We start from the raw sequence: 9,705 nt of genomic DNA, 5'->3' as shown, positions 1-9,705 counted from the left end.
ACTCTATCAGATCTTTCCGATCCGATTTCCTCGGTGCTTTCCGGTCCCGATTTGTTTTTCTCGGGGCCTTCCGGCGCTTTCCGACTTTATCAGAATCATTTCCGGCTACCTAATCGGTGGCTTTTCTTGATTTCCGATGAGAATCGGGAGTGAGTCAGACTCTAGTTGATTGCTGCCGAGCTGTCCAGCTCCAGGCAACCATCTGAATCTACCTCCCCGCGGCCACCGTGTCAACGGTTTTTGCGGGCACCGGAGGACAGTACCAGCTCCGCGGGGGCCGACGCACATCGGCGCGGGGCGGTCGCGGGGCGGTCGCGGGGCCGTGCTCAGGCGGGGAAGACGGAGGGCGGGGTGTCGAGGTCCTCCAGCTCGATACCGGGGGCGGCGAGGACGACGTCGCCGGCGATGTGGACGGTGTGGCGCTCGCCCGTGTCGAGGGCGCCGACCTGGTACTCGTCCACGGTCAGGGGGCCGTCGTCGGTGGGGTGGGTCTCGCGCTTCCGCAGGGTCCAGGACTGGTCGACGGTGAGCGGGGCGAGGACCGGGTCCGTGAAGGCGACGAGACGGACGCGGATCTCCGGGGCGCCGGGGTCGAGGCGCAGCAGCCGGGTGAGGGCGATGAGGAAGGCCGGGGACGTACCGGTGAAGGCGTGGGCGCGGACGTTTCCCTCGGTGGCGTGGGTGCCGGTGGGGTCGGTGCGGACCCAGGTGACGCCGTCGAGGGCGGCGCCGCGGACCTGCCAGCTCGCCGCGTGGAGTTCCAGGCGGATCGGGCGGCCGAGTTCGTCGACGGCCAGGTCGACGGAGCCGTGGTGGTCGCCGGCCGGGGTGGTGATCTGGGAGACGTAGCGCCAGCCGGAGGGGCCGGGGGCGCAGTGGAAGTGCTCCTCGCCGAGGGGGGTGTGGTCGTGCGGGTCGTGGAGCGAGTAGCGGCCGCGGGGCATGGGTCCTCGGTGGGGTGGGGCGGGAAAGGGGCAGGCCCCCGGCACCGTGGTGCCGGGGGCCTGACTCGGTGGGCCGGTGACGCGTGGGCGCGGTGGCGCCGGTGGCGTCAGTAGCGGTAGTGGTCCGGCTTGTACGGGCCCTCGACCTTGACGCCGATGTAGGCGGCCTGCTCCGGGCGGAGGGTCGTCAGCTTGACGCCGAGGGCGTCGAGGTGGAGGCGGGCGACCTTCTCGTCGAGGTGCTTCGGGAGGGTGTAGACCTCGGTGGGGTACTGCTCCGGCTTGGTGAAGAGCTCGATCTGGGCCAGGGTCTGGTCCGCGAAGGAGTTCGACATCACGAAGGACGGGTGGCCGGTGGCGTTGCCCAGGTTCAGCAGACGGCCCTCGGAGAGGACGATGACGACCTTGCCGTCCTCGAAGGTCCAGGTGTGGACCTGGGGCTTGACCTCGTCCTTGACGATGCCCGGGATCCTGGCCAGGCCGGCCATGTCGATCTCGTTGTCGAAGTGGCCGATGTTGCCCACGATCGCCTGGTGCTTCATGCGGGCGATGTCGGACGCCATGATGATGTCCTTGTTGCCCGTCGTGGTGATGAAGATGTCCGCCGTCTCCACCACGTCGTCCAGGGTCGCCACCTGGTAGCCGTCCATCGCCGCCTGGAGCGCGCAGATCGGGTCGATCTCCGTCACGATCACACGGGCGCCCTGGCCGCGCAGCGACTCGGCGCAGCCCTTGCCGACGTCGCCGTAGCCGAAGACCACGGCCGTCTTGCCACCGATGAGGACATCGGTGGCGCGGTTGATGCCGTCGATGAGCGAGTGACGGCAGCCGTACTTGTTGTCGAACTTCGACTTCGTCACGGCGTCGTTCACGTTGATCGCCGGGAAGAGGAGGGTGCCGTTCTGCATCATCTCGTAGAGACGGTGCACGCCGGTGGTGGTCTCCTCGGTGACGCCGCGGATCTCGGACGCCAGCTGGGTCCACTTCTGCGGGGACTCGGCGAGGGTGCGGTTGAGGAGGCGGAGGATGTAGCCGTACTCCTCGCTGTCCGCGGTGGCCGGGTCCGGGGCGGAGCCGGCCTTCTCGAACTCGACGCCCTTGTGGACGAGGAGGGTGGCGTCACCGCCGTCGTCCAGGATCATGTTCGGGCCGCCGGTGGGGGTGTTCGGCCAGGTCAGCGCCTGCTCGGTGCACCACCAGTACTCCTCCAGGGTCTCGCCCTTCCAGGCGAAGACCGGGACGCCCTGCGGGTTCTCCGGGGTGCCGTTCGGGCCGACGGCGATGGCCGCGGCGGCGTGGTCCTGGGTGGAGAAGATGTTGCAAGAGGCCCAGCGGACGTCGGCGCCGAGGGCGACGAGGGTCTCGATGAGGACGGCGGTCTGCACCGTCATGTGGAGGGAGCCGGTGATGCGGGCGCCGGCGAGGGGCTGGGCCTCGGCGTACTCGCGGCGGATCGACATCAGGCCGGGCATCTCGTGCTCGGCGAGGGTGATCTCCTTGCGGCCGAAGGCGGCGAGGGAGAGGTCGGCGACCTTGAAGTCCTGCTGTGCGGCAGTCGTCATGACGGGTGCTGCTCCTCGTGGGATATCGAGTTGCGAGGGGTCGGTGGTGGCGCCTGACACCGCGGTCGAGGCACCTGCGGGCACACGAATGCCCGGGTGGTTCGCGGTGCAGTCGTCGGAGGCCCTCTCTCCCTCGGCCGGTCCCCTGGGGGGCCGCCCGACCGCCATCAGCAGCGACGTCTGGCTCGTCCCGAATCTACACCGATCGGCGCACCGGCCGCAGGCCGTACGGGCGAGGCCCCCGGAGCGGCGTGGTGCGCTCCGGGGGCCTCGTCAGGGTGTTCGGCGGGTGGTGCGGGGGGTCAGTGGCCGGATCCGCCCGGGCTCTTGGCCGGGTTCGCTCCGGCGGCGGCCGCGGCGTCGTCGTAGATGTCCGGCTCCAGGTAGATGACCCGGGCGATGGGGACGGCGGCGCGGATGCGTTCCTCGGCGGCGTTGATGGCGCGCGCGACCTGGGGGGCGGTCTCGTCGGTCGCGACGGCGATCTTGGCGGCGACGAGGAGTTCCTCCGGGCCGAGGTGGAGGGTGCGCATGTGGATGAGGCGGGTGACGGTCTCGCCGTCGACGATCGCGTCCTCGATCTTCTTGACGTCGTCGAGGCCGGCGGCTTCGCCGAGGAGCAGCGACTTGGTCTCCAGGGCGAGGACGATCGCGATGAGGATGAGGAGGACGCCGATGCAGAGGGTGCCGATGCCGTCCCAGATGCCGTCGCCGGTGAGGAGAGCGAGGCCGACGCCGCCGAGGGCGAGGATGAGGCCGACGAGGGCGCCGAGGTCCTCCAGGAGGACGACGGGGAGCTCGGGGGCCTTGGCGCGGCGGACGAACTGGGTCCAGGTCAGGCCGCCGCGGATGGCGTTCGACTCCTTGATGGCGGTGCGGAAGGAGAAGGACTCGGCGATGATCGCGAAGACGAGGACGCCGACCGGCCAGTACCACGCCTCGATGGCGTGGGGGTGCTTGATCTTCTCGTAGCCCTCGTAGATGGCGAACATGCCGCCGACGGAGAAGAGGACGATGGAGACGAGGAAGGCGTAGATGTACCGCTCGCGGCCGTAGCCGAAGGGGTGCTGGGGGGTGGCCTCGCGCTGGGCCTTCTTGCCGCCGAGGAGGAGCAGGCCCTGGTTGCCGGAGTCGGCGAGGGAGTGGACGCTCTCGGCGAGCATCGAGGACGAGCCACTGAAGAGGAACGCCACGAACTTGGCTACGGCGATCGCGAGGTTGGCGGCGAGTGCCGCCACGATCGCCTTGGTTCCGCCTGACGCGCTCATGGGTCTGCTGTTCCCTTCGTCGATGCTCCGGCCCGGTGGCCGTGGCCCTTGGCCGTGGTACGGCCGGTCATTGTTGCATCAGGCCACGACGGTCGCGCGGAACACCGTGCCCGCTCCGGTGAGTTCGACACGCTCGCCGGCGGGGACGAAGACGGATTCGCCCGGGGACAGGGTGATTTCTCCCGCCTTCGGGCGGCCGGCGGTGGCGAGGAGGATCTGCGGGGTGGGGGCGGTGAGGTCGGTGGGGGCCGCGCCCTCGGCGCGTACGAGGCGGGAGAGCCGGAACTCGTCGATGGGGGTCTCGTAGACCTCCTCGCCCGTCGCGGACGCCTCGGGGCGCAGGACGCCGGGGTCGCCGGGCTCGAAGCGGACGACGCGGAGGAGTTCGGGGACGTCGACGTGCTTGGGGGTGAGGCCGCAGCGCAGGACGTTGTCGCTGTTGGCCATGATCTCGACGCCGAGGCCGGAGACGTACGCGTGGGGGACGCCGGCGCCCAGGTAGAGGGCCTCGCCGGGCTGGAGCCGGACGTGGTGGAGGAGCATCGCGGCGATGACGCCGGGGTCGCCCGGGAAGTGGTGGGCGAGGACGGCGTACGGGGTGAGGGCGCCGCCGAGGCGGTCGGCGGCCGCGGCGGCCTCGGTGACGGTGTGGGCCATCTCGTCGGGGTCGGCGGTGAGCAGCGCCGTGAGGACCTCGCGGAGGGCGGCCTCCTCCGGGTGGGCGAGGAGGAGGTCCGCGTAGGGCTTGAGGGAGTCGACGCCGAGGGCGGCGAGGGTGTCGGCGGCCTCGGCGGGGGGACGGAATCCGCAGAATCCCTCGAAGGGGGTGAGGGCGCAGATCATCTCGGGCTTGTGGTTGGCGTCCTTGTACGTGCGGTGGGGGGCGTCCAGCGGGATGCCGGCGGCCTCCTCCGCCGCGTGGCCGGCGCGGGCCTGTGCCAGGTCGGGGTGGACCTGGAGGGAGAGGGGGGCGCCGGCGGCGAGGAGCTTGAGGAGGAAGGGCAGGCGGGGGCCGAACTTGTCGGTGGTGGCCTGGCCGAGTTCGCGTACGGGGTCGGCGTCGATCACGTCGTTGAGCGGGCCCCGGGGGGTGAGGGAGGGGGCACCGGGGTGGGCGCCCATCCACATCTCGGCCTGCGGCTCGCCGGTGGGGGCGGTGCCGAGCAGTTCCGGGATGGCCGTCGTGGAGCCCCAGGCGTAGGGGCGGACGGTGTTGACGAGGCGTTCCATGGTGGCTTCCAGTTCCTCGGGGCGGTGCGGTGTGGTGCGTGACGGTGGCGGTGCCGGATGACGGACGGCGGTGCCAGACGACAGATGACAGGGGGTGGGTGACACGCGGGCGTCCGGGAGGGGGCGGGCGGGTGTCCGGGGTGGTACGCCGGGGGTGCCGCGGCCGGCCGTGTCGCCGTGTCGTGCCGCGCGGGTGGTGTGCCGCGCGGGGTGGGCCGGGCCGTGGGTGGCCGGCTCCGTGGTGGGCTCCGGGTCAGGGGGCCATGTGTCCTGAGGTCGCCAGGGAGAGGTAGACGGCGGCGAAGTCGGTGACGGCGAGGAGTTCCGCGAGGGTTTCCAGGGCGTCGCCCTCCTCGGGTTCGAGTTCGCTGATCGCGGTGTCGTGGCCGAGGGCGAGTTCGCGGGCGGCGGGGGCGGCGCTGAGGCCGCCGGCGGGGCGGTCGCGGAGGAGGACGACGCGGGTGCGGAGGGCCTGGGGTTCCTCGACGCGGTCGCGGAAGAAGTCGTCGGGGTCGGCCGCGGCGGCGTAGGCGCCGGCGAGCAGGAGGCCGTGGGCGGGGAGCGCCTCGGGGAGTTCGGCGGCGAGGGCGGGGAGGCCGGCGAGTTCGGCGAGGACGGCGGCGAAGCGCCGGCCGGCGGGTCCCGCGGCGTCGCCTTCGGTCCAGATCAGCGGCTGGGACTCGGCGAGTTCGGCGGCGAGGGTCTTGGCCGGGTTGGAGTAGGTGGCGATGGCCGGGCCGCAGCGTTCGGCGGTGCGGTCGAGCCGGTCGGCGACGCGCTCCAGTGCCTCGGGCGGGGCTTCGAGGAGGCCGACGCGGTCGAGGAGGGCGAGGAGGGGGGTGAAGAGGGCCCACAGGGCGCCGGGGCTGGCGGCGAGGTTCTCGCCGTACTCGTCGGGTTCCTCGTGGGGGGCCATGGCGAGCGGGACGAAGAGGCCGCGGGAGCCGCTGACGGCTTCGGAGAGCGGGGAGCCCTTGGGGGCGACGGCGACGACGGTGATGCCGCGGCGGTACGCCTGGTCGGCGAGGAGGGCGAGGCCGGGTTCGGAGCCGTCGGTGGTGGGCAGCAGGAGCAGGTCGACGGAGCCGGCCCAGCCGGGCAGGGTCCAGCGGAGGGCGCCGGGGGCGGGGGCGACGCCGGTGGGTGCGAGGCGTACGACGGGGGCGGAGGCGCCGGCGAGGGCGCCGATCAGGTCGGCGACGCCGGCGGCGGCGGTGCCGGGGCCGGCGACGAGGACGGCGCGGGGGCGGCCCTCGGGGTGGAGGTCGGCGATGCCGGCCTCGGTGGCGTGGCGGGCGGCGGTGCGGACCCGGGCGCCGGCCTCCGCGGCGCCGCGGAGGAGGCCGCGGCGGTCGGCCAGGGCGAGGGCGTCCGGGGCGTCGAGCAGGGTCTCGTCCAGCATGTGACCTCCGGGGTGCGGGGTGCGGGTGCCTGCGGCGCGGGGGCGGTGCGGGTGCCTGTTGCGATGCGGGCCCGGGCCCGGGTGCGGCTCGGCGCGGGGCGGTGCGGTGCCTGTGCTGTGCGGGCCCGGGGGCAGTGCGGGTGCAGCGGGGCCGGGGCACGGGAGCGGGCGCCGCCCTGGGGGGTTTGTGCCCACCCGTTCCGCCCTTGCGGAACGCCTGCCCACAAACTGGCGCGGACGGCGGACGCCTGCCCGCAAACAGGCGCGGCGGCGGAACGCCTGCCCACAAGCCGGACGCGTCGCGGAATGCCGACCCCGCCGGGTGTCAGGCGGGGTGGCGGGCTTCGTCTACCAGGAGGACGGGGATGGCGTCGCGGACGGGGTAGGCGAGGCCGCAGTCGGGGGAGGCGCAGACCAGCTCGGGGGTCTCGTCCGCCGTGCGGTCGTTCAGCGGAGCGTGGCAGGCCGGGCAGGCCAGGATCTCCAGGAGGCCGGCTTCGAGCGGCATGGGGTGTCCCTTCGTACCAAGTGAATGGTGCTGGTCAGCCTACCGCCGGGGGCGGGGAGTCGCGGCTCGGCGAGCGGCGGCTCCCCGGCCCCCGGAGGGTCAGGCGCGGACGAGGGCGAGGACCTCGTCGCGGATCTTGGCCATGGTGGCCTCGTCGCGGGCCTCGACGTTGAGGCGCAGCAGCGGCTCGGTGTTGGAGGGGCGGAGGTTGAACCACCAGTCGGCGGAGGCGACGGTGAGGCCGTCGAGCTCGTCGAGGGTGATGCCGTCCCGGTCGCCGTAGGCGGCCTTGACGGCGGCGGTGCGGGCGGTCTGGTCGGCGACGGTGGAGTTGATCTCGCCGGAGCCGGTGTAGCGGTCGTAGGCGGCGACGAGCTCGGAGAGCGGGCCCTCCTGGCCGCCGAGGGCGGCGAGGACGTGGAGGGCGGCGAGCATGCCGGTGTCGGCGTTCCAGAAGTCCTTGAAGTAGTAGTGCGCGGAGTGCTCGCCGCCGAAGATGGCGCCGGAGGTGGCCATCTCCTCCTTGATGAAGGAGTGGCCGACGCGGGTGCGGACGGGGGTGCCGCCGTTCTCGCGGACGACCTCGGGGACGGACCAGGAGGTGATCAGGTTGTGGATGATCGTTCCGCCGGGGTGCTTGGCGAGTTCGCGGGCGGCGACGAGGGCGGTGATCGCGGAGGGGGAGACGGGCTCGCCGCGCTCGTCGACGACGAAGCAGCGGTCGGCGTCGCCGTCGAAGGCGAGGCCGAGGTCGGCGCCCTCGGCGCGGACGCGGGCCTGGAGGTCGACGATGTTCTTCGGGTCGAGGGGGTTGGCCTCGTGGTTGGGGAAGGTGCCGTCGAGTTCGAAGTACATCGGGACGGTGTCGAGCGGGAGGCCGTCGAAGACGGTGGGGACGGTGTGGCCGCCCATGCCGTTGCCGGCGTCGACGACGACCTTGAGCGGGCGGATCGCGGTGAGGTCGACGAGCGCCTTGAGGTGGGCGGCGTAGTCGGCGAGGGTGTCCCGCTCGGTGACGGTGCCGGGGGTGGCGGCGGCCTCGGGGGCGCCCTCCTCCAGCCAGCGCTCGGCGAGGGCGCGGATGTCGGCGAGGCCGGTGTCCTGGCCGACGGGGGCGGCGCCGGCGCGGCACATCTTGATGCCGTTGTACTGGGCCGGGTTGTGCGAGGCGGTGAACATGGCGCCGGGCAGGCCGAGGCTGCCGGAGGCGAAGTACAGCTGGTCGGTGGAGCAGAGCCCGATGAGGGTGACGTCGGCGCCGAGGCGGGCGGCGCCGCGGGCGAAGGCGTCGGAGAGGCCGGGCGAGGAGGGGCGCATGTCGTGGCCGACGACGACGGCGTCGGCTCCGGTCACGCGGACGAAGGCGGCGCCGAAGAGTTCGGCGAGCTTCTCGTCCCACTGGTCCGGGACGACCCCGCGGACGTCGTACGCCTTCACGATCTGCGACAGATCGGCAGTCACGGATCCACCCTCCTGAGTTCTTTGCACGCGTGTGCGGCGCGTGTGCGGAACGCCCAAACTACCCGGGACGGGGGGTGGGGCACGCGGCGGTGGCCGGTTGTGGACTCCGGGAGGGTGGCCGGGGGTCAGTTGTCGGGGGAACGGAGCACCCGGAGGTGTCCGCGGCGGCCGACCTCCATGGGGTCGGCGCCCCGGCCGCCGGGCTTGCCGGCCTCGGCGGCGCGCTCCTGGGGGCGGGCCGCTTCCCGGACCGCGTTGGCCAGGGCTTCGAGGTCGTCGCCGCTGGGGCGGGTGGGGGCGGAGCCGTCGGAGAGCCGCACGACCTCCCAGCCGCGCGGGGCGGTGAGGCGCTCGCTGTGCTCGGCGCACAGGTCGTAGCAGTGGGGCTCGGCGTAGGTGGCGAGCGGGCCGAGGACCGCGGTCGAGTCGGCATAGACGTACGTCAGTGTCGCGACGGCAGGGCGGCCGCACGCGGTGCGCGAACAGCGACGTACAGGGCTCACGACGTTGGACGGTACCGCACTCTTGAGCGGGCCGCGACGACTCTCCCCCAGGTCACTCCACCGTGTCGCGGTGTGACGTCCGACACCCCCGTTCGAGTGGTGGCCGTGCTGACCTGCGGCGGAGGGGGCGCATGGGGGTGGTACGGGGGGCGTTCCGGACAAGGTGGGAGAGGAATCCGGTCAGGGGCGGCCGGTCGGCCGATCGCGGGCGGGTGCCGAATCGTTCCTCGGAGCGGCCGGAATGTTCAGGTTTCGACAGGGGGTGGGGGTGCGGGCGGGGTGGGGCGCGCCGATCGGCGAGTCCACGCCACGGTGCGGAGTGACCCAGGAGAGTTACGCTGCGTCAGTGATGGACACTCCTGTGCCGCCCGGGCCGCCGGGCCCCCCGCAGAGCTCCGGGGAACCGCCGGCCGAGCCGCGGGTGCGCCGCCGTGACCGGCACGGCCGCGGGATGCGGGGGCCGGTCGCGCCGCCGCAGGTCCCGCTGTCGGTGAGCCGGGCCGACACCTTCCGCGATCTGGTCCTGGACTCGGTGGAGCGGCTGGAGCGGCGCTGGCCGCAGCTTCAGGACGTCGAGTTCATGATCATGGAGGTGCCTCCGTCGGTGTCCGGCGAGACGGTGCCGCTGGGCGGTTCGGTGCCGGCGGAGAAGCGGGAGCCCGCCAAGGTGGTGGTCTACCGGCGGCCGGTCGAGATCCGGTCCAAGACGCGCGACGAGCGGGCGGTGCTGGTGCACGAGGTCGTGGTGGAGCAGGTGGCCGAGCTGCTCGGCCTCTCCCCCGAGTCGGTCGATCCGCGGTACGGGCAGGACTGAGCGGCGGTACGGG

Annotated in this window: 9 protein-coding genes; 1 reads left to right on the top strand and 8 read right to left on the bottom strand. The window is 72.9% G+C overall.

The genetic code is table 11. The features are described from left to right. Nucleotides 1-326: 326 nt before the first annotated feature. The 8 genes from ACIGHB_RS34090 to ACIGHB_RS34055 all read right to left on the bottom strand — a co-directional run bounded on the left by ACIGHB_RS34090 (nucleotide 327) and on the right by ACIGHB_RS34055 (nucleotide 8,929). Nucleotides 327-944, bottom strand: a complete 618-nt coding sequence (locus ACIGHB_RS34090; RefSeq protein WP_399918698.1) for a hypothetical protein — start codon at nucleotides 942-944, stop codon at nucleotides 327-329. 107 nt (nucleotides 945-1,051) lie between these two features. Next, on the bottom strand, nucleotides 1,052-2,506 hold the full coding sequence (ahcY, locus tag ACIGHB_RS34085; RefSeq protein WP_360319559.1) for an adenosylhomocysteinase: 1,455 nt from the start codon (nucleotides 2,504-2,506) through the stop codon (nucleotides 1,052-1,054). Between the two features lie 302 nt (nucleotides 2,507-2,808). Then, nucleotides 2,809-3,774, bottom strand: coding sequence for a cation diffusion facilitator family transporter (locus ACIGHB_RS34080; protein WP_360319561.1), 966 nt, complete (start codon nucleotides 3,772-3,774; stop codon nucleotides 2,809-2,811). Nucleotides 3,775-3,852: 78 nt separating this feature from the next. Next, on the bottom strand, nucleotides 3,853-5,004 hold the full coding sequence (gene manA / locus ACIGHB_RS34075; RefSeq protein WP_360319563.1) for a mannose-6-phosphate isomerase, class I: 1,152 nt from the start codon (nucleotides 5,002-5,004) through the stop codon (nucleotides 3,853-3,855). 253 nt (nucleotides 5,005-5,257) lie between these two features. Next, a complete protein-coding gene (locus ACIGHB_RS34070; protein ID WP_399918695.1) occupies nucleotides 5,258-6,406 on the bottom strand; it encodes an SIS domain-containing protein in 1,149 nt (382 codons plus the stop codon). A gap of 325 nt (nucleotides 6,407-6,731) precedes the next feature. Next, the gene (locus ACIGHB_RS34065; RefSeq protein ID WP_360319567.1) at nucleotides 6,732-6,914 is read right to left on the bottom strand and encodes a Trm112 family protein; all 183 of its coding nucleotides are present in this window, start codon (nucleotides 6,912-6,914) and stop codon (nucleotides 6,732-6,734) included. A gap of 99 nt (nucleotides 6,915-7,013) precedes the next feature. Then, a complete protein-coding gene (locus tag ACIGHB_RS34060) occupies nucleotides 7,014-8,375 on the bottom strand; it encodes a phosphomannomutase/phosphoglucomutase (protein ID WP_388883836.1) in 1,362 nt (453 codons plus the stop codon). Nucleotides 8,376-8,500: 125 nt separating this feature from the next. Further along, nucleotides 8,501-8,929, bottom strand: a complete 429-nt coding sequence (locus ACIGHB_RS34055) for a DUF3499 domain-containing protein (RefSeq protein WP_360319594.1) — start codon at nucleotides 8,927-8,929, stop codon at nucleotides 8,501-8,503. A 298-nt stretch (nucleotides 8,930-9,227) separates the two neighbouring features. On the opposite strand from ACIGHB_RS34055, the gene ACIGHB_RS34050 reads away from it, so the two are divergent. Beyond that, on the top strand, nucleotides 9,228-9,692 hold the full coding sequence (locus ACIGHB_RS34050) for a metallopeptidase family protein (RefSeq protein WP_360319571.1): 465 nt from the start codon (nucleotides 9,228-9,230) through the stop codon (nucleotides 9,690-9,692). Nucleotides 9,693-9,705 lie beyond the last annotated feature (13 nt).

Source organism: Streptomyces sp. NPDC085460 (assembly GCF_044541975.1).
In the GTDB taxonomy this organism is placed as follows: domain Bacteria; phylum Actinomycetota; class Actinomycetes; order Streptomycetales; family Streptomycetaceae; genus Streptomyces.
The sequence above is the reverse complement of the archived record's forward strand: the minus strand, read 5'-3'. Positions and strand labels throughout refer to the sequence as shown.

Coding starts and splice junctions, on each gene's coding strand:
- ACIGHB_RS34090 (WP_399918698.1), bottom strand. CDS start 944: ATGCCCCGCGGCCGCTACTCGCTCCACGACCCGCACGACCACACCCCC.
- ahcY (WP_360319559.1), bottom strand. CDS start 2,506: ATGACGACTGCCGCACAGCAGGACTTCAAGGTCGCCGACCTCTCCCTC.
- ACIGHB_RS34080 (WP_360319561.1), bottom strand. CDS start 3,774: ATGAGCGCGTCAGGCGGAACCAAGGCGATCGTGGCGGCACTCGCCGCC.
- manA (WP_360319563.1), bottom strand. CDS start 5,004: ATGGAACGCCTCGTCAACACCGTCCGCCCCTACGCCTGGGGCTCCACG.
- ACIGHB_RS34070 (WP_399918695.1), bottom strand. CDS start 6,406: ATGCTGGACGAGACCCTGCTCGACGCCCCGGACGCCCTCGCCCTGGCC.
- ACIGHB_RS34065 (WP_360319567.1), bottom strand. CDS start 6,914: ATGCCGCTCGAAGCCGGCCTCCTGGAGATCCTGGCCTGCCCGGCCTGC.
- ACIGHB_RS34050 (WP_360319571.1), top strand. CDS start 9,228: ATGGACACTCCTGTGCCGCCCGGGCCGCCGGGCCCCCCGCAGAGCTCC.